The sequence below is a fragment of the Photobacterium aquimaris genome, from assembly GCF_002954455.1.
Classification (GTDB): Bacteria; Pseudomonadota; Gammaproteobacteria; order Enterobacterales; family Vibrionaceae; genus Photobacterium; species Photobacterium aquimaris.
The window spans coordinates 320913-341970 of record NZ_MSCC01000001.1 but is presented as its reverse complement, the minus strand read 5'-3'; the positions used below and the strand labels follow the sequence as shown (position 1 = coordinate 341970).

At 42.8% G+C, this 21058-nt stretch carries 15 protein-coding genes; 6 read left to right on the top strand and 9 right to left on the bottom strand.

What is annotated here, in order from left to right; genetic code table 11:
• Positions 1-9 precede the first annotated feature (9 nt).
• From pstB to BTN98_RS01340, 3 genes are read right to left on the bottom strand one after another with little or no spacing between them, the layout of a single operon-like run.
• On the bottom strand, positions 10-846 hold the full coding sequence (gene pstB / locus BTN98_RS01350) for a phosphate ABC transporter ATP-binding protein PstB (protein ID WP_060998968.1): 837 nt from the start codon (positions 844-846) through the stop codon (positions 10-12).
• A gap of 30 nt (positions 847-876) precedes the next feature.
• The gene (pstA, locus tag BTN98_RS01345; protein WP_065190121.1) at positions 877-2514 is read right to left on the bottom strand and encodes a phosphate ABC transporter permease PstA; all 1638 of its coding nucleotides are present in this window, start codon (positions 2512-2514) and stop codon (positions 877-879) included.
• A gap of 14 nt (positions 2515-2528) precedes the next feature.
• Positions 2529-4757, bottom strand: a complete 2229-nt coding sequence (locus BTN98_RS01340; protein WP_060998964.1) for an ABC transporter permease subunit — start codon at positions 4755-4757, stop codon at positions 2529-2531.
• Between the two features lie 177 nt (positions 4758-4934).
• Between BTN98_RS01340 and BTN98_RS01335 the strand changes: the two genes are divergently transcribed.
• The 3 genes from BTN98_RS01335 (at position 4935) to ppx (ending at position 9172) form a co-directional block, all read left to right on the top strand.
• Complete coding sequence (locus BTN98_RS01335) at positions 4935-5441, top strand: glycine cleavage system transcriptional repressor (RefSeq protein WP_060998962.1); 507 nt, start codon at positions 4935-4937, stop codon at positions 5439-5441.
• A 115-nt stretch (positions 5442-5556) separates the two neighbouring features.
• Positions 5557-7656 (top strand): polyphosphate kinase 1, encoded by a 2100-nt coding sequence (gene ppk1, locus BTN98_RS01330; RefSeq protein WP_060998960.1) that lies wholly within the window; start codon positions 5557-5559, stop codon positions 7654-7656.
• Positions 7646-9172 carry an exopolyphosphatase gene (ppx, locus tag BTN98_RS01325; RefSeq protein ID WP_060998955.1) on the top strand — a complete coding sequence of 509 codons (1527 nt, stop codon included), beginning with the start codon at positions 7646-7648 and terminating at the stop codon, positions 9170-9172. Before ppk1 ends, ppx begins: the two co-directional genes overlap by 11 nt.
• Before the next feature lie 255 nt (positions 9173-9427).
• Here the strand turns inward: ppx and BTN98_RS01320 are convergent, their stop codons facing one another.
• From BTN98_RS01320 to BTN98_RS01300, 6 genes are all read right to left on the bottom strand, one after another.
• Positions 9428-10438, bottom strand: a complete 1011-nt coding sequence (locus BTN98_RS01320; protein WP_082732185.1) for a PstS family phosphate ABC transporter substrate-binding protein — start codon at positions 10436-10438, stop codon at positions 9428-9430.
• A gap of 27 nt (positions 10439-10465) precedes the next feature.
• A complete protein-coding gene (gene phoR, locus BTN98_RS01315; protein WP_060998953.1) occupies positions 10466-11797 on the bottom strand; it encodes a phosphate regulon sensor histidine kinase PhoR in 1332 nt (443 codons plus the stop codon).
• A gap of 153 nt (positions 11798-11950) precedes the next feature.
• Complete coding sequence (gene phoB / locus BTN98_RS01310; RefSeq protein ID WP_060998951.1) at positions 11951-12640, bottom strand: phosphate regulon transcriptional regulator PhoB; 690 nt, start codon at positions 12638-12640, stop codon at positions 11951-11953.
• A 178-nt stretch (positions 12641-12818) separates the two neighbouring features.
• Entirely contained in the window at positions 12819-16355 is a 3537-nt protein-coding gene (locus BTN98_RS01305; protein ID WP_420874917.1) for an SbcC/MukB-like Walker B domain-containing protein, read from the bottom strand.
• Positions 16316-16615 carry an AAA family ATPase gene (locus tag BTN98_RS20560; protein ID WP_240616101.1) on the bottom strand — a complete coding sequence of 100 codons (300 nt, stop codon included), beginning with the start codon at positions 16613-16615 and terminating at the stop codon, positions 16316-16318. Before BTN98_RS20560 ends, BTN98_RS01305 begins: the two co-directional genes overlap by 40 nt.
• A 17-nt stretch (positions 16616-16632) precedes the next feature.
• Positions 16633-17865 (bottom strand): exonuclease SbcCD subunit D C-terminal domain-containing protein, encoded by a 1233-nt coding sequence (locus tag BTN98_RS01300; protein ID WP_060998946.1) that lies wholly within the window; start codon positions 17863-17865, stop codon positions 16633-16635.
• A 209-nt stretch (positions 17866-18074) separates the two neighbouring features.
• Between BTN98_RS01300 and BTN98_RS01295 the strand changes: the two genes are divergently transcribed.
• From BTN98_RS01295 to rdgC, 3 genes are all read left to right on the top strand, one after another.
• Positions 18075-18560, top strand: coding sequence for a VOC family protein (locus tag BTN98_RS01295; RefSeq protein ID WP_060998944.1), 486 nt, complete (start codon positions 18075-18077; stop codon positions 18558-18560).
• 252 nt (positions 18561-18812) lie between these two features.
• Positions 18813-20039: an NAD(P)/FAD-dependent oxidoreductase gene (locus BTN98_RS01290; RefSeq protein ID WP_060998941.1), complete on the top strand. Its 1227-nt coding sequence runs from the start codon at positions 18813-18815 to the stop codon at positions 20037-20039.
• Positions 20040-20145: 106 nt separating this feature from the next.
• A complete protein-coding gene (rdgC, locus tag BTN98_RS01285) occupies positions 20146-21057 on the top strand; it encodes a recombination-associated protein RdgC (RefSeq protein ID WP_174545296.1) in 912 nt (303 codons plus the stop codon).
• The last annotated feature ends 1 nt before the right edge of the window (position 21058 follow it).

Genomic DNA, 21058 nt, shown 5'->3' with positions numbered 1-21058 from the left:
TGTCGTTCCTTAACCATAACGCCCAGTAATATAATCTTCAGTGCGTTTTTCTTTGGGAGTCGTAAATATATCATTGGTACTGGTATATTCCACTAGTTCCCCCATATGCATAAAAGCAGTTTGATCTGAAACTCGCGCCGCTTGTTGCATGTTATGCGTCACGATAATAACAGTATATTTAGCCTTAAGATCATTAATCAATTCTTCAATGGTTAAGGTTGAAATTGGATCCAATGCAGATGTAGGTTCATCTAATAACAGAATTTCAGGTTCAATCGCAATCGCACGCGCGATCACTAATCGTTGTTGCTGACCACCAGAAAGACCAAATGCATTTTCATGCAAACGTCCTTTAACCTCATCCCATAATGCTGCTGAACGCAGTGAATTTTCCACCGCATCATCAAGCACGCGTCGATCGCTAACCCCTTGTAAGCGCAATCCATAAACCACATTTTCATAAATCGATTTAGGGAACGGATTAGGACGTTGAAATACCATTCCAATTTGACGCCGCAGCGCTGCAACATCAACATTTTTATCATACACATTCTGACCATGAAGCATGACTTTACCGTCAATATGGCAGCCATCAATTAGGTCATTCATACGGTTAATGCAACTTAACAAGGTCGACTTACCACAGCCAGAAGGGCCAATAAAGGCAGTCACCTGTCCTTTTGCTATCCGCATATTAATATCAAACAGGGCTTGAGTCTGACCATAATGCAGGTTTAAGCCTTCAATCGATAGTGCTGTTTTTTCATCAGGCAATAACGACAAATCCAACGGCGCAAAGAGCCCTGATGGCGACGTATCGGTAAAGAGAGAATGATCGTTATACATAGTTAAATCTCGTGTTATAAATACTCACCGTTACTGCTCTAAGGCGCGAAATTTTTCTCGTAGATGATTTCGAATAGCAATAGCGGTCAAGTTTAAACTGATAATAACCGTCACCAATAAAAATGAGGTGGCGTACACTAATGGCCGCGCCGCTTCAACATTTGGGCTTTGAAATGCAACATCATAGACATGGTAGCCTAAGTGCATGAATTTTCTATCCAAATGAACATAAGGAAAATGCATATCAAGCGGTAATGTTGGCGCCATTTTAACCACACCCACCAGCATCAATGGCGCAACTTCACCTGCCGCACGCGCCACCGCTAAAATAAGTCCAGTCATGATTGCAGGGCTTGCCATCGGTAATACAATCCGCCATAAGGTTTCAGCTTGGGTTGCGCCAAGTGCTAATGAACCATTACGGACTGAACTTGGAATCCGCGCTAAGCCTTCTTCGGTTGACACAATCACCACTGGTAAGGTCATAATCGCGAGCGTTAATGCTGACCATAAAATGCCTGGCGTACCAAACGTAGGAGTTGGCAATTGAGCTGAGAAAAACACATCGTCAATGGTGCCACCCACCATATACACAAAGAAACCTAATCCAAACACGCCATACACTATCGATGGCACACCGGCGAGGTTAATCACCGCTATACGGATCAATTTAGTTAACCGATTATTGCTCGCATACTCATGTAAATAAACCGCAGCCAGCACCCCTAATGGCGTCACCATCACGCTCATTAATAACACCATAAATACCGTACCAAAAATGGCAGGAAACACGCCACCTTCGGTATTGGCTTCACGTGGTGCATCGGTTAAAAACTTATAAACCTGATGACCCCAGTGCTGCACTTTTTCAAACCACGATAAATTATTAGGCCGCCACATATCCAACACTTGCATCATTGGAATAGTCACATCGGTGCCATTTTGATCGCGTAATACTAGGGCATCGTTATCGAGTTGCCGTTGCAGCGCAAATAACCGATTCTCAATATTCTTATAAATCGTATTGTAATTGGCTTGCTCACGATCAATACGTAAGCCATCTGCAGTGGTGAGCTTGCCACTTAATTCTAGGCGGCGTTTTTCAATTCTTAAGCGTTCTAAATGCCAGTTAATATTGGCAATCTCGTTACTTTGCAATGAACGTAATTCAGAGCGTACTTTATCGGCGTGTGCTAACGCATTTGGCAACTGTGATAACGACTGCGGCTCACCCGCTTCAATCACATGCAGCGGATAACCATAAAACTTACCATTACTTTCGCGATCGACCACGGCAATATTATTGGCAATTTTTTGATCAACAATTTGAGTGCTTAATACGGTTAAGAAATCTAATGCGCCCTGACCACGATTGCCTGTTTTAATCAAATAACGCGGCACGCTATCTTGAGTAAACTGGCTGACATCGACTCCTGCATCAGCGAGTTGATCGACTGGCACCATAGTTCGCTGATAAAGCTCACCGATCACCACTTGATGCTTACCATTAAGGTTGACATCAAACTGATACACAGGTGCAGGCCAAAAATAACTTAAGCCTTTGTAACCTATCAATAATAACAAACCAAGCACCGCTACTAAACTTAAACTAACCGCACCTGCTGTTAACCAAATCCATGGCGAACCGGATTTAAACCATTTAATCATTGCTGTATCACTTATTATAACGAACTGTATTTTTCGCGTAATCGTTGGCGAACGACTTCAGCAATCGTATTAAATACAAAGGTAAACACAAACAGCACAAATGCTGCTAAGAACAGCACGCGATAATGTGAGCTTCCCACTTCTGATTCAGGCATTTCAATCGCGATGGTTGCTGCTAAGGTACGTAACCCTTCTAGCAAGTTCCAATCCATCACCGGCGTATTACCGGTTGCCATTAACACGATCATGGTCTCACCCACTGCCCGTCCTAAGCCCATCATAATGGCTGAAAATATGCCAGGGCTAGCGGTCAATAGCACCACCTTAGTTAGGGTTTGCCATTGAGTTGCACCTAACGCTAATGAGCCTTTAGTTAAGTGTACTGGCACCGAGAAAATAGCATCTTCAGCAATGGTAAAAATAGTCGGAATAACGGCAAACCCCATCGCTATGCCGACAATCAGCGCATTACGTTGATCATAACCAATCCCAAGGTGATTATTGAGATACCCTTGCAAATCACCATTAAAAAACTGAATCTCAAGCCACGGACTTAAACCAAAGCAGCCATAAGTGACAGCAACAATCACCGGAATCAGTAACGCAATATGAAAGCCATTTGGGATCCGTGACCGCCACTGCCCGGGCAGCATAGACCAACTCCAGCCGACTACAAGAATACTGAGCGGTAAAAAAAACATTCCAAGCGCAATCCCTGCGAGATATTGTTCAACTATCGGCGCAAGCCATACACCAGCAAGAAAACCTAAAATAACCGTTGGCAGAGCTTCCATGAGTTCTACCGTTGGTTTAATCACTTTCCTAACCTTATTTGACATAAAATAAGCGGTATAAATTGCACCAGCAAGGGCTAATGGAATCGCAAAAAACATCGAATAAAGGGCAGCTTTTAAAGTACCAAACACAATCGGAACCAAACTTAATTTAGGTTCAAATTCATCACTGGCAGAGGTTGATTGCCATACATAATCAGGCTCGGCATAGCCTTCATACCACACTTTTTGTAGCAAGGATGATAGCCCAATATCAGGATGGGCATTTTTAACTTGGTAGCTCTGCCAGCGGTCATCATTTAACGTCACCAACAAGTTAGCCTTAGGTGAAATAGCGATGTCAGTCGGTACCTTAGTAAAGACTTTTTCTTTATAGATCACCTTGCGCTCAGCAGTGTAATACGCCGACGTTGTGCCATCTTTTTGAATCGCGAAAAAACCCTTACGATAATATTCCGGCACGATTTTAACTAACGGGCTAGCAGAAAAATGAAATGTTCTCACTTTAATCAATTGCCGTTGCCCTTGTTTAACTACTTCAAACCACTGTGAAATAGTATTATTAGAGTTGGTAATTAATAACGAATTCGCACCAGATAATAACGTAATCGCTAGCGGCTTACTGTTGCCGGTGGCGACATTTTCAATTTTACGTAAGAAAGCCGTTTCAGCCGTCAGTTTATATAAATATAAATTTGAGCCACTCAAAACATACAGTGTTTTGCCGTCAGGGGTTAATTGCAAATCATCTATTTTGGCTGGCGCATTATTAATCTTAAACTGATGTTGTTGCCAGCCTTGCGCGCGTTGAACGACATTTTCAGGTAATACTAAGCTCAAACCATAAAGCTGATTATTGGCGGTTTTAGCCACGATAACAGTACGATCATCGCGACCAGAAATCGCTAATTGAGTAATCGCTTCATGAGTAGGTGTGACAGTTAATGGGACGTTACCAAAAGGAAATTCAATTTTAGGTTGTAACTGTTTATGTGTCGCAGTAAAGGTAAGCGCAAAGTCAGCTTTAACCACCACGACTTTGCCTTCTGAAGAGCCATAAGCAACCATACCATCACGGGGCAAACTCACGGCATAAGCACTTGGGTTAGCCATAATAGTCTGCTGCTTAACCACTTCCGCGGAGTGAGATTGAGTCGGTAAATTAACGAAAGTTACCTTACCATCATCACTAAATCGGTAAGCAATAGTATTACTGTCATCGACCCCTAATAACGCGGTGTTATGGGGAGTAGGTAATGAGAACTGTTGTTGTGGCGTTACAGAAACAGAAGAAAAAATAGGCACAATCACATACAGCAAATAAAAGAAAATCAGCATTAACGTGATCAATACAAAAATGCCACCAGCTGTTACCCCCAGACGAGCTAATTTATCTTTAGCGCGACGAAAGCGATTCTCTTTGCTTAATAATGTGCTGGCGTTTGCCATTATGACCTCTAACCTATTTATACGCTTAAAAGTGTATTGCTATTTTATGACAGATTTATGACAACGATAACTGTGGTCATTATTTGAGTTGGCTAAATCACATTTTGCAGCCATGATTAAAAAACAACCATTTTATTTGCGTGCCATCATAGTGTTATAACGACAAGGATTGATGTGATGAAACAACTGATTGTAACTATCATCGGTAAAGATAAACCTGGGCTTGTAGAACAGTTATCTGACACCGTCTATCTTAATCATGCTAATTGGGTCAGCAGTTCACTGAGTCAACTCGGTGGTCAGTTTGCTGGCATAATACAAATAGAGGTAGCAGCACAATACGTAATTACACTGCGCCAAGCCTTAACCGCAATTGAAGATCTACACATTCATATCGTCGACGATCATACTCAAACAGCTGTGCCTTATATTGCTCAGCAACTGACGGTGACCGGTAATGATCGCCGTGGTATCGTGAAAGAAGTCACTCAGCATTTAACCCAGCTTGGGGTCAATATTGCCAAACTAAAAACTGATACTCGCAGCGCACCTAATTGGGGCTATCCGATTTTTGTGGCTGAATTTCAATTGCACACACCACCAGAAATAAATACAGATATGATTCAGCAACAACTGGAACAGTTAGCAGATGATTTAACTATAGATATTGAAACGCTTAGCTAAATCAATCAGATGGCATACACTAAGGCAATGTAACGCGAATCATCATGCTTTACCATGCCATTTATTTCAATATTCCGTGTTGATGGCTGTGAAGTAATAGGGATATTGACATCAAATGACTAGCAACCACCGTTATCTTGATAAAGAACTCAGCTGGCTTTCATTTAATCAACGAGTATTACAACAAGCAGCAGACAAATCAGTGCCGCTGCTTGAGCGCGTACGTTTTATTGGTATCTATGCCAATAATATTGATGAGTTCTACAAAGTACGGGTCGCGAAAATTAAGCGGCAACTATTACACCACAACGGCGACCATCAACCAGCGCAACAATTATTAGATCGCATTCAACACCAAAGCTTACAAGCCCAACAACACTTTGATGCTATTTATAACGCCCTGCTAAATGAGATGGCGCAACGACATATTTATCTGATTAATGATCTTCAACCACTAGCTTGTGAGCAACAGCAGTGGCTACAACACTATTTTCATCACTCAATTTTGCCGCAGCTGACGCTCATTCCATTAACCGACACTGTCGACTTAATTAAGCGCTTACATCATCATTGTTCTTACTTAGTCGTTATGATCACTCGTGCCACAAGCATTGATTATACGCTGGTTGAAATTCCCACTAACACCTTACCGCGGTGGCTACAGCTGCCATCAACTAATCATCAATATTCACTGATGTTGGTTGAGAATATTATTCGCGCCTATATTGATGACGTTATTGATACTGTTACTGATGCTCAAACCACTTATGAGCAACTGAGCGTGTATAGCATCAAAATCACGCGCGATGCCGATTATGAGCTCAAACCCAACAACCATGATGTATTACACCAATTATCACACCACTTACAGCAACGGTTAACGGCCAAGCCATTGCGGTTAGTGTATCAACACACCATGCCAGCGCCACTGCTGCAATTATTAACTGATAAGCTCAGACTGTCTGATTTCGATACGCTGATCGCGAGCGAGCATTGCCAACACCTTGATGATTTAAGCGCGTTTCCTGCTATTGGCAATAAATACCTTCATTATGCGCCTTTACCGACCATTAACAGTGCTGCCTTTAATCAGGCAAGTAATGTGTTTACCGCTATAACTGCCCAAGATATTTTATTGTATTACCCCTATCACAGCTTTGAGCATATGCTAGATTTTGTCCATCAAGCGGCACGCGATCCAGCAGTGCGCCACATTAGCATCAATATTTATCGGCTCGCGAAACAATCACGAATAATTGATAGCCTAATAATGGCAGCCAATAATGGTAAGCAAGTCACGGTGGTAGTCGAGTTACAGGCGCGGTTTGATGAACAGGCAAATATTGATTGGGCGCAGCAGTTAACCGCTGCTGGGATCACGGTGTTATTTGGTGTCGCTGAAGTGAAAATTCATTCCAAATTATGTTTGATTACTCGCCAAGAACAGCAACAACTGGTCGACTATGCCCATATTGGTACTGGTAACTTTAACGAACAAACCGCGCGCATCTATACTGATTTTTCATTGTTTACGTGTCAACGTGCCATAACCCAAGAAGTGCGACAATTATTTGATTACCTTGCAAATCCAAAGGCTAAAGTCAGTTTCAACCACTTAATCGTATCGCCAATCAATGCGCGCGCGCGTTTATATGCCCTGATTGACTCTGAGATATACCATGCTCAACACCAGCGTTCGGCTGGCATTACGCTCAAGCTCAATAACTTAATTGATAACGGCTTAATCGATAAACTTTATCAAGCCAGTCAGCATGGGGTTAAAATCCAATTGATCATTCGCGGCATGTGCAGCCTAATTGCTGGTGTTCCGCATCGCAGTGAGAACATTACTATCATTAGTATTGTTGATCGCTTTCTTGAGCATTCGCGGGTATATATTTTTACCAACAATGGCAGCCCTAAAGTATTTATTTCCTCAGCTGATTGGATGCAGCGTAATATTGATCGCCGTATTGAAGTCGGTTGCCCTATTTTATCGCCGTCGCTTAAACAACGTATTATCGCTATCACCAAACTCCAGTTAGCCGATAACGTGCAAGCACGAGTAATAGACCCAGCGCTAAGTAACCGTTATGTCAGCCGCGGTAAACGACCTAAGATCCGCTCTCAAACCGCCATATATCACTATTTAACTCATGTAGAAGCACAATCGCAACGGCTCGCGCATAAGGAGCATCAACACCATGCTAAATGATAATCACCCCACTCAAGCTTTCAATGAGCCACCACCACGGCACATTGCAGCGCTTGATCTTGGCTCTAACAGTTTTCATTTAGTAATTGCGCGGGTTATTGGTCAGCGACTGCAAATTATAGGGCGCTATAAACAACGGCTACAGCTAGCATCAGGGCTTGATAGCCAACACAACCTTAGCCAAGCTGCGATTGAACGTGGTTTAGCCTGTTTAGCCATGTTCGCTGAACGGCTGCATGGTTTTGCCCCTGAAAATGTTCGTATTGCCGCGACTTATACCCTTCGTCAAGCGCGCAATGCCGATATTTTTATTGGTCGTGCCAAGGCTATTATTCCCTACCCAATTGAAATCATTGCCGGAACAGAAGAAGCGCGGTTAATTTATTTAGGCATAGCACATACTGAGCCCGAACAAGGCAAAAGACTGGTTATTGATATCGGTGGCGGTAGCACCGAGTTAGTGATTGGCTCAGGGTTTGAAACCGATATTATTGCCAGCAAACACATTGGCTGTGTGAGCTACCATCAAACCTTTTTCAGTGATGGTAAACTCAATCATGCTAATTTTGCCGCAGCACAATTAGCCGCGCGCCAAAAGCTTGAAACCATTGCTAATCAATATAAACAGCTGGGCTGGCAAAAAGTATTAGGCACATCAGGCACCATTAAAGCCATTCGCGCCGTATTCATTGCTCAAGGTCATCACGATGGTGTGATCACGCAACCACGATTACAACAATTAATCACCACGATAATCAGCTATAAACATCAACAGCAGTTAGTGTTAGCCGGATTAACCCCAGAGCGCCAGCCCGTTTTTGCCGCTGGGGTTGCGATTGTCAGTGCGATTTTTTCGGCGCTTGATATTACCGCCATCCATTTTTCCAATGCGGCCTTACGGGAGGGATTACTGTATGACATGGAACAACGTTTTCGCCATTGTGATATTCGCAGCCAAACAGCCACAACCATGGCGCAGCAATATAATATCGATATGCTCCAAGCCCAACGGGTAAAAAACACCGCCTTAGCACTGTATGTACAACTGCCACAGCCAGCAACAGATAAAGACTCAAACTTAACCACACTATTGGCGTGGGGAGCATTATTGCATGAGGTCGGGCTCAGCATCAGTTACCCTGGTTTTCATCGTCACTCAGCCTATATATTGCGTTATAGCGCTATGCCAGGGTTCAGTGTTGATCAACAAACACTGCTAGCAACCTTAGCCCGTTTTCAACGCAAGCGCTTAAAGCTAGATGAAATGCCCCCCTTAACGATTTATAAACGTAAGCAAGTCTATCCTCTAATTCGCGCATTACGATTAGCAGTGACGTTAAATGGCCAACGCAGTACTGCTCCTCAACCAGCCATTAGTGTCAGCGTCAATAATGAACACTGGCAGTTAGTGTTTCCGGCTAACTGGTTAGCAACCAATACTCTCCTTGCCGCCGATCTAGCCATCGAGCAGCAGTATTGGCATAAGGCTGGCTGGAAATTGACGATTGGGGAGTGAGTGGCGATAAATTAAAACAGGATTGTGATAGCTAAACAGCAACTTTTGCGGGCTTTTAAATGATATCTGTGTGACGGCTCTATTTTTGAATTTAATAACATCGTTAACAACATCGCCATGCTGTATTTTGGCTGTTATTGACGGTTTAAACATCTTAAAACGAGCCTTATAACCCAAATTTAAGATGAACAGCGATCAGGTAGTGCGGGATAGATGCATTATGTTAAGGCTACTTCTGTAACCTTAACACCCACCTCAATCTTTCAGCCCCAACTTGACCATGTTTTCTTTGACGATCGCGACCGGTAATGGAATATAACCGTCTTTTTGCACAATATTTTGCCCATTACTCGATAGAATAAAACGCAGAAACTCTTGCTCCATCGGTGCTAAAGCTTTGTTGGGGTGTTTGTTAATATACAAATACAAATAACGTGATAATGGGTAGTTGCCATTGATCGAGTTCTCAACTGTCGCGTCAACATAATCAGAGCCTTCACGGGCAACGGGAATAGCACGAATACCTGTGGTTTTATAGCCAATCCCAGAATAGCCAATTGCATTTAATGAGGTTGAAACAGACTGTACCACTGAGGCTGAACCCGGTTGTTCATTAACGTTATTTCGAAAATCACCACGGCATAAAGCGCGCTTTTTAAAGTCTCCATAAGTGCCTGAGACTGAATTACGACCAAATAATTGAATGTCACGCTGCTGCCAACTATTTGGTAAACCTAATTGCCCCCACCGAGTGATCGGCACTAAAGCGCCACAGCGTAGAGTGCGTGAATATATTGCATCTAGCTGCTCGAAATTAATTCCTTTAAGCGGATTATCTTCATGAACAAACACCGCTAATGCATCCACCGCGACTTTAATTGCGGTCGGTTTATAACCGTATTCTTTTTCAAACGCTTCAATTTCTTTGGTTTTCATTTGACGACTCATCGGCCCTAATTGTGCCGTTGCTTCCACCAGCGCAGTCGGGGCGGTTGATGAGCCTGAGGTTTGAATTTGAATATTAACGTTCGGGTATTGGCGTTTAAATGCCTCGGTCCAATAAGTCATTAAGTTGGCTAAGGTATCTGAGCCGACTGACGATAAATTGCCCGAAATACCACTGACTTTATGATACGGCTGGAGCTGGGTATCTACTGCGATCGCGGCAGCGGTATTGGTTGCCGCAGCAGCAGATTCAGCGGCAAATAGACCCAATAACCACACGCCAGTGATCGCACTAGTGATGGTTTTGGTTAGCGCTGACATTAACATAAGGTATCCTTACCCAAGTGATTACTCATTATGAACCACGGTATCAAGCAGCGCGCTATCAGCGACTAACCGACTTGGTAATGTGAATGAGAAGGTGCTGCCTTTATCGAGTTCACTATCAATTTCTAAGTGTGAATCATGGTGACTAAGCGCATGTTTAACAATCGCTAGCCCTAACCCACTACCACCAGTTTCACGCGAGCGAGCTTTATCAACTCGATAAAAACGTTCAGTTAAGCGATGAATATGTTGCGCAGCAATACCTTCACCACTGTCAGTGACTTCTAATCTTGGCCCCATTGATGAGCGATACCAACGTACATGGATTGCAGCATCATTAGGTGTATGTTTAACCGCGTTATAAACCAAGTTTGAAATCGCACTACGGAGTTGATCATCATCACCCAATACTTTTAAGCTGTTATCAACATCAAACGTAATCGACTGATTTTTATTACCACTAAGGGAAATCGCTTCTTTTTCTAAAATATCGAGCATTGCAGGCACATCAACAATTTCTTCTAGTTCAATCGTTGGTGCTGCTTCAATTTTAGATAATGTCAGTAATTGCTCAACCAATGCATTCATGCGCGCCAATTGCTCGGTCATCACACCATGAGCACGATCCCACATCGGCCCCATTAGCATTTCAGGATCTTGTGCCATTTCAAGATAGCCTTGTAACACTGTCATTGGTGTGCGTAATTCATGCGATACATTGGCAAAAAAGTTACGTCGCATGCCTTCCAATTGTTTTAACTGCGATACATCACGTACAGCCATCAGATATTCACCCTCGGTGTAACGCATGATCCGCAGCTCTAAAGTACGGTCATAATTCATCGGCGAGGTGATTTCTAATGGAGTATCAAATGTTTGACGAGAAAGATAGCGTACAAAATCAGGGCTACGTAATAAATTACTGATCGGTTGACCGCTATCATCAGGCCAACGTAAACCTAATAATTGCTGGGCTAATTTATTACACCAAACAATGTTACCTTCACTGCGAAACACCACCACCGCATCGGGCAGCGATTCAGCACCATTACGGAAACGGCGAATCAAGGTAGTTAATTCTTTACGGCGGCGACGATTACGTTGTTGTAAACGGTAGATACCATTAAACAGCGGCTCCCAACTACCAGAACCTGAAGGTGGGGTTAAGCTGCGATCTTTCCATAACCAATTCGACATCTTAAGTTGATTATGAAAATGCCAGCCGAGTTGAATCCAAGTGGCAATTAATAAAAACCACGGTAGATAGCCAAAAATAACCCCAAGCACGAGCCAAGGCAGATAAAATAATATCAGCTCCCCAACCAGCCGTTTCCATGTCAACCTTTCCACCATGTGTTACTCCTAGCAGTAACGGAGGAGTAGTGTGGTTCCGTTATGCTATTTTTCTATTCGATAAAACCGACACAACCTTCATTGTTATCGTAGTCTCACGATAACAATGAAGGTTAATAGTTTGCTACTGCTAAGGCGTGCAAAAACTGATGCTTACATTCGAGTGGAGAAACGGTATCCCGCCCCGCGCACCGTTTGAATCATCTTATCGTGGCCGTCATTTTCAAGCGCTTTACGCAAGCGACGAATATGAACATCAACGGTACGATCTTCAACATAGACATTGGTGCCCCACACATTGTTGAGCAATTGTTCACGACTATAAACACGCTCTTGGTGAGTCATAAAAAAGTGCAGCATCTTAAACTCAGTCGGCCCCATATCGAGTGGCTCATCGGCTGAGGTTACGCGGTGTGAAACAGGGTCTAATTTCAAACCTTGAACGTCAATTACATCATCTAAAGCGGTTGGCGAAGCACGGCGCATCACGGCTTTTAAACGTGCCATAAGCTCTTTAGGTGAAAATGGTTTTGTGATGTAATCATCCGCGCCCACTTCTAACCCACGTACTTTATCTTCTTCTTCGCCACGGGCAGTTAACATCACCACTGGAATTTGGCGGGTCAACTCATCACGCTTTAAATGTTTGATTAAATTAATACCTGAACCACCAGGTAACATCCAATCCATTAAAATCAACTCCGGATACGGTTCGCTCATTTTTTCTAATGCGCTATCGTAATCTTCAGCTTCAATCGCCTGATATCCATTTTGCTCTAGTACAAAACACAGCATTTCACGAATCGGTGCTTCGTCCTCTACTACAAGAATCCGTCTTACCATAATCAAATATACCTAGTCGGTTGCTTTCTCTGACATGCGTTATTATGTGTGTAAATTATGACACTTTTGTGACTTTTGCAGAGAAAGCTGGTTTTAATAGAATCAATAACAACAGCAAAAATTAATCTTATTATTTGATATTACAACAAAAATAACCAAACACTTACTGTAAATCTTATTACCCTTTAATGACAATTTGACTACGACCGCCCCCCATAGCTTCCACCGCAACTTGCACTCCAATCCGCTCGACTAATGTGCCTACATGCGAGATCACACCAATCTGGCGTCCATCTGCTTGCAGCGCATCTAAACAAGCTAATGCCATTTCTAAACTTTCAGGATCGAGGGTACCAAACCCTTCATCAATAAACAGCGATCCTAATTGGCGAGTATCTGCCGCCAGCGAAGCTAATGCTAGTGCTAATGACAACGACACCAAGAAACTTTCACCACCGGAGAGTGATTCAACACTGCGCACTTCATCACCCATATCATGGTCGATAACTTGCAAAGCTAATGGACTTCCCGGTACTGGCTGCAACGCATAACGTGGCGCTAAGTCTTGCAGGTGTTCGTTGGCAGCGAGCACTAATTGTTGCAGAGTTAAGCCCTGGGCCAAGGTTCTAAATTTATTACCTGTAGCTGAGCCAATTAACTCATTCATTTGCAACCACAACTCAGTTTGAGTTTGTTGAGCGGCTAAGGCACTACGAAGATCGCCTGCTTGTTGCTGTGCTTGCTCGCCTTGCTCTAAACGTTGGCGTAATTGGAATACCTGATCATCTAATTGTACTTTTTCAGCCTGCCATTGCGTCAACATTTGCTGTTGCATTACAACGTCATCGCTCATCTCATGGTCACTAAACCACTGCTGAGCTAATTCAACGGTTGGCTCAAAATCAGCTTGGGCTTGTTGGCGCTCTTTAACAATGGTTTCACCTTGAGACACCGCTTGCTCTAGTTGTTTTAACTCGTTGCGCAGGTGTTGTAACCATGTCTCATCATGACTTAACAACGCAGTTAATTCAGCATCGGTTAACGCCAGTTTTTCTAACCATGCTTGCCACAATTGTTGCAACTGTTGTTGTGCCGTTTCAAATTCGGCTAGCTGCTGGGTCGCATGATGCTGTTTGGCGAGTTCAGCGGCAATTATTTCAGCCAATTGGTTTAATTGGGTTTGTCGTTGTTGGTATTGTTGTTGCTGCACTTCAACATCATTTTTAGCTTTACGCTCAATGGTTGCTAACGGCACTTCACCAATTAATGCAATTCGTTGTTGCCAACAAGCTTGTTGTTCTTCAACCAAACGCGTGACTTTTGCTCCAATTTCAGTGGCTTGTTGCTCTCCATGTTGAACACTATTGGTCAAAGTTGCTAATGCTGGAGCCAACTCAATAAGTTGTTTCTCAAGCTGTTGCTGTTGTTCAACATTGGCTTGATAGTGCTCAATTTGTCGTTCTAAATCGGCAATAAAGCCCGCTTTATCTTGCTGTGCTAACCCTGTAAGCCAACTGTCATTACCATAAATTGCCATCAACGCCTGTTGTCTTTCGTCAACCACATTTTGCAGACTGCTAACTTGCGCACTAAAGGCATTAAGCTGCTCTTGCGCTTGCGTTTGCTGTTGGGTTAACAAATGATATTTATCTTTATGTTCAGTCTGTTGCTGGATTAATTGCTGCAACTGCTGCTGCTGTTGCTTTACATTTTCAATCAGAGATTTACGTTGTTCACCCTGCACTTTAATCTGTTGCATTTGGGTTGCCGCATCCTCCAACGCTTGTGACCAGCTCGCTTGATAATGCGCAAGCTGAGCGACATCGCTGTCAGTCGCTAACACAATCTCTGCCAAGGTAATGGCGTTGAGATCGGCTGCCATTAAATCTGTCCACTGACATTGCTGCTGCTTAACTAACGTTTCAATGCTGTTGTTAAAACCAGCAATATCTTGCTCAAGCTCAGTTTTACGTTGTTTATCTTGAGCAACAGATTGGGTTAACTGTCGTTGTTCGGCGTGAGCATCTTGCAGCTGTTGCGCTAATTGTTGTAGTCGCTGTTGCTGCTGACTAATAATGGTTTCAACTTGCGGATTATGCTGCTGATAAGGATGCTCTTTAGAGCCACATAATGGGCACGATTCGCCTTCAATTAACTGCTCACGATAATCGGTTAAATTCATCACTGCGCGACTTTGGTTAAGCTGTAATTCGACTTCTTTATGCTGCGCATTCAATTGCAATAATTGGGGCATTAATGCCGTTAAGCGTTGATCACAACTAGCAATATGAGAGACTAATCCTTGCAGTTGCAGCTGAAATTTATCCCGCTGTTGCAGCACGCCATGCCATTTATCAAGCCCAAATAAACTCTCTTTAAGTAAGCCACTTAATTGCTGATAAGCACCATAGTGTTGGCGCTGTTGATCTTGGAGCTGCTCTAACGCTGCTAGATCGTGAGCTGAAGCTTGCTGAGTTAATTGCTGCTGGCGCTGATCCAAGGCTGATAGCTGTTGATCAAGCTCAGTCTGCTGCTGAGTAATTGTTGCTAATGTTGTTTGACGTTGCTTAATATCTGTTTGCAACTGCCCAATTTGGCTTTGTGCTTGTTGATACTGGTTAAGGTTATCTTTGATCGCATTTTGCTGCTCAGCCAAGGCTTTTACTGCTTGCGTTTGCGACAATGTCCCCGTTAGCTGTTGCAACTGAGATTGAGCGAGCTGTTGCTGTTGCTGCTGACTCGCCAATTGCTGACATTGCGCCGTTAACTGGTTATTTAACTCTGCTAATTGCTGTTGTAACTCAACACTTTGCTGCTGTAGACCAGCGCGTTGTTGTTCAATGCTTGCCGCTTGCTTTAGCTTTGGCTCAAGCTCGGTTAACGCCTGTTGTGTTTGCGCCAATTGGTGCTGGCTTTGCTGAACATTATCTTGCAATAACTGTTGCTGGTGCTGCTTAGCTGTTAACTCTGTGGTAGTCGATTGCAGCGTTTGTTGCCATTTGCTTACTTGCTGTTTAGCTTGTGCTAATAATGTGAAATCACCACGAGCAGGCAATGCTTGTTCATATTTTTTGAGTTGTACATAACGCGGCTCAGCCAACTGTTGCGCCTGCTTAGCTTGCGATAACTGCAGCTCACTTTCAGCACTGCGTTGAGTAAGTTTGGCAGCATTAACGATCACATCTTGATGGTGCTTTAATTGCTCTAGCTGTTGTTGCTGGCGATTAACTTGCTCACGTGTCGTCGCCAATTGGCTGGTTAACAATTGCTGCTCTTCATCGGTTAACAATGCAATGTCACCTAACTTAGCTTGTAACTGAGTCAGTTTTAATTTTTCATCTTTGGCACGTTCATGGGCTGCAATCGATAATCGACCGTAGATCTCACCGCCAGTCATGCGCTCTAATAAGGTCGCACGCTCATCGGCACCGGCTTTTAAAAAGGCGGCAAACTCACCTTGGGGTAACATCACTGCACGTCGAAACTGATCAAAACTAAGCCCGATTAAGCGTTCAATTTCAGCTTGTAATTCTTGTTTTTTACCCGCAAAACGCTGCCCTGTTTCTAAGTTTTCAAGCCACTGCTCTGCCGCTTGCATTTTACCTTCCGCACGACCACGAGCACGACGTACTTGCCAATGGCTACGCCACTGCGAACCATCATTAGCAATAAAATCTACTTCGGCAAAACCATCGGCTTTACCGCGCGATAAAATACTGCGAACATCATTGGCTTTAATGCGGTTCTCATCGCTATCGCGTCCAATTTCGGCATCATTTTTTTATTTGATTGCAGCCGTGGAATACGATCATATAACGCTAAACAAATCGCATCGAGTAAGGTTGATTTACCTGCACCCGTTTTACCTGTGATCGCAAATAAGCCCGCATCCGCTAAGCGGCCACCAGCAAAATCAATCTCAAATTTGGTTTGTAAACTGGCTAAATTTTCACCGCGCAGTGCAAGAATTCTCATGGTATTACTCCCTATTATTATTGTTGTTCTTCAACTTGCGCTAATAAACTTTCAAAGGCGGCACTCATCTCAGCGTCAGGCTCACCGGCGTATTTTTTAGCCCAACTAAGGGAAAATACTTGTTGCGGTAACACCTCAGATAAACGTTGATGCTGCAAGCTATGTTGCTGTTCATCATGCTTATAATGGGGAGTAATTTTGGCTAATCGTACTGATTTACCTTCTAAAGCTTGCAACACTTTTTCACGTAGCAAAGCTTGTGGTTTATCAAGTAAGACGTGGACTTCTAAAAACGGTTGTTGCTCACGCGGCAGTTCATCATCAGGCAAAGCTTTAAGTGCCACTAACACTTCATCTAGTAGGGCTGCTTTAGCGGGAACTTTTAGCATATCAACACTACGTGGAATAGTGAGCGGCTCAATCTTAGTAACTTCAGCGCCGTCTAATTCAACCACCACTATTTGATGACTGTAATTACGCTCTGCCATTGACAGTGGAATTGGTGAGCCGCAATAACGTACATGTTCTTGCTTGGCAACTTTTTGAGCTAAGTGTAAATGGCCGAGGGCAACATAGCTGACATCATCGGCAAAAATAGTCGCTGGTAGCGCATGCTGATTACCGCCAAGCACTCGTCGTTCTGACATTTCAGATATCTGTCCAGACGCCATATACGCATGACCCATACCGATTAACGCTTGCTGCGGCTGTTTGCGTTCACGGGCTGTAGCGGTCATTTCGGCATATAACACTTCAACCCCTTTAATCAGTCGATCATCGGTTTCAGCTAAGTTTTCAGTGCGTAAATCAGCGCTACGTAAAAATGGCACCGCCAACACCCATGCTGCTTGTTCACCAACGGCATTAGTTAATGGCACTAACATGCGATCGCAATCTAACTCGCCATTGGCTAAACGATGAATACCACCGACTAAATGCAAATCAAAGGCTTTTAATAACGCTTGTGGCGCATCAAGTTTGCTCGGTGAATCGTGGTTACCACCGATCATTACCACATCAAGATTAGGTAGTGTTTTGGCTAGTCGTGCTAAAAATCGATATAACATTTCCCATGCACTAGCAGCAGGATTGGCAGTATCAAAAATATCACCCGCCACTAATAAGGCATCCGCTTGTTGCTGCTCAAGTGTTTCAGCAAGCCAGTCTAAAAATGCTTGATGTTCAGTTGCACGACTATAGCCATGTAATTGATGACCAAGATGCCAATCAGATGTATGGATAATTTTCATAATAGGAATAACACTACCAAGCCAGAAATAATCATCAGATTGTACCGTGTCAACCAGTAACTACACAGATATTTGATGGCTAACTTCCCCTCACCATAACGAAGTGTTATTATTTTAATAAAAATTGATAATTTTATGTTATTTGAAATATCGCATAGTATTACTCCAACGAAACATAGCTACTTACTAATCAGTATCGAAGGTAAATTATGAAAATGAATCACGTAGGCATCATGGTTGGCGATATGGATACCGCGGTTGAGTTTTATACCAAAGCGCTTGGTCTTGATGTAGTTATGGGTAATACCAAAGTGACAGAAGAGCGTGAAACCGCAATTGGTAGAATGTGTATTGCTGTCTTTGGCGAAGGCTTTGAAGGTTTCAATATTGCCCATTTATTAACCCAAGATGGTATCGGTTTTGAACTGTTTGAAATGAAAAACCGTCAACAGCGTCATGAGGTTGATTTCTCTCGTATTGGTATTTTCCACTTCTGTCTTCAGACCGATGATTTTCATGGCGTTATTGCTCGAACTGAACAATATGGTGGTAAAGTTCGTATGGATATCATGCGTTACCATCCTGAAGATGAAAACAACACCTCACAAATGGTTTATTTAGAAGACCCGTTTGGTAACCTATTTGAGCTTTACTCACATACTTATGAAGAAACTTATTCTGCAAAGTATGAATAATCTTTTTAATATCAGGGATTGGTGTCCGCCAATCCTTGTAAATTAATAACTTCCCCCTTAAAGACGTAATCGCCACCAATAAAAATCCCATAATGTAACTATTCAATCTAGACTAAATAGTAATTTTAATACTTATCATTTCGTCTTTCTCTTAAATGTATTCAATATAAATGTAACTTTTGTTTTTGTTGATATGTCGATAGTGATAACTAACTCATTATGAACGGACTCATAATAACTTGAGGTGTTTATATGTCACGGATCGTTATTGTTGGTGGTGGTGCTGCAGGTATTGAACTATCCACATTACTAAATAAAACAACAAAAAAAGAAGATAGTATCATTTTAGTTGAACCAGAAACTCACCACTTCTGGAAGCCGCGCTTACATGAGATAGCAGCAGGCACTTTTGATAGTGATCTCGATACTGTGTGTTATTTCACTCACGGTGCACGACACGGATACCAGCATTACCAAGCGTCTATGACTGATATCAACCGCGACAATAAAACCATTTCTGTCTGTGGTGCTGCCGATGGTGTTAACTATCAACTAGATTACGATTATTTAATTATCGCCATTGGCGCGGTAAGTAATGACTTTAATACTCCAGGTGCTCAAGACCATTGCATCTTTTTAGATTCGGCCAATCAAGCACGCCAAGCATGGCATCGAATGAGTTTCATCCTACGCGCTGGCGATACTCGCACAGTTAATATTGTCGGAGCTGGTGCTACGGGAGTTGAACTGGCAGCAGAGCTTGAACGGGTCAGTAGAAAACTTCAACGTTATAATGGTACACCGCTAACAATTAATTTAATTGAAGCAGCTGATCGCGTATTACCCAATAGCCCTGAAAAAATGTCGCGTAAAGTTCAGCAACAGCTTGAGAAAAATAATATTAATGTATTACTTCAAACACGCATTAGCGAAGTCACCGATAAAGGCATGATCACCAGTGATGATCGTACTCTTGATGCCGATATACAATTTTGGGCCGCTGGTATTAAAGCGCCTGATTGGCTCAATGGTATTGGCGGCTTAGCTTATAACCGTATCAATCAAATTGAAGTTAATATGAATTTAACCACAACCGTTGATGACTGTATTTTTGCCCTTGGTGATTGCGCCTCTATTCCACAACTCGATGGTAGTTTTGTTCCCCCTAAAGCACAGGCTGCTAATCGCGCAGCTGAACATTTAGCTAAAAGTCTTGGTGGCTTTTTACAAGGTAAACCTCTTACTGATTTTATCTTTAAAGATGGTGGGATGGTGGTCGCTGTCGGGCACTATTTTGCGGTTGGCTCTTTTGCTCCTGGTTCAAAAATGGAGAGCAAATTTATATTACATGGACTGCTGATTCGTCGCGTTTACGATACTATTTTCCGTTTGCACCAAAAAACCATCAGTGGCATGTTTACCGTTTCTCGGTTAATGCTCTCTAAGCGTCTTAAAGCTATTTTTAAACCAAATATATAGTAATTACGCTATCTGCAACCTCAATCACAAACGTCACTTAGTAATTTGCAATGGTTAGGTTAAGATACTCCCCCAACTGTTTACCCTAGGAAGCGTGACTAGCATGATGTGGTTTAAAAATATACTGACTTACCGTTTTACGCGTGAGATTGACTTAAATGCAGACCAAATAGAAAAACAGCTGGAAGAATTCCGCTTTACTCCGTGTGGTAGCCAAGACATTCAAAAATTTGGCTGGGCACACGCACTGGGTAAGCATGGCGATATGTTTACCCATGTGTCTGGTGACAACATTTTGATTTGCGCGCGCAAAGAAGAAAAAATGCTGCCAGCGTCAGTGATCAAAGAATCATTGAACAACAAAGTTGAAATGCAGGAAAAAGATCTTGGTCGTAAACTGAAAAAGACTGAGAAAGACACCCTAAAAGATGAAATCGTGATGGATTTATTACCTCGCGCATTTAGTCGTCAGCACCAAACTTACGCGTTAATTATGCCTAAATTAGGCTACATTGTGGTTGATGCGGGTAGCTACAAAAAAGCCGAAGATGTTTTAGCGTTATTACGTAAATCTATTGGTAGCCTACCTGTCGTGCCTGTGGTATCTGAAAAGCCATTGGCATTAACCCTGACAGAATGGGTACGCAGCAATCAATCACCACAAGGTTTTACCATTGGTGAAGAAGCTGAATTTAAAGCTGTTGAAGAAGACGGTGGCGTGATCCGTTGTAAACAGCAAGATTTAAACTGTGATGAAATTTTAGCTCACATTGAAGCCAATAAAGTGGTCACTAAACTAGCGCTTAATTGGCAAGATCGTATCGACTTCATTCTAGCAGACGACTTGAGTGTTAAGCGTCTTAAATTCTCTGATGAAATTAAAGATCAAAACGAAGATATTGATCGTGAAGATATGGCTCAACGTATTGATGCTGACCTATCGTTAATGGGCGGTGAGTTCTCTGCCTTTTTACCGAACCTGTTTGATGTTATCGGTGGCTTAGAAAATAAAGGTTAAT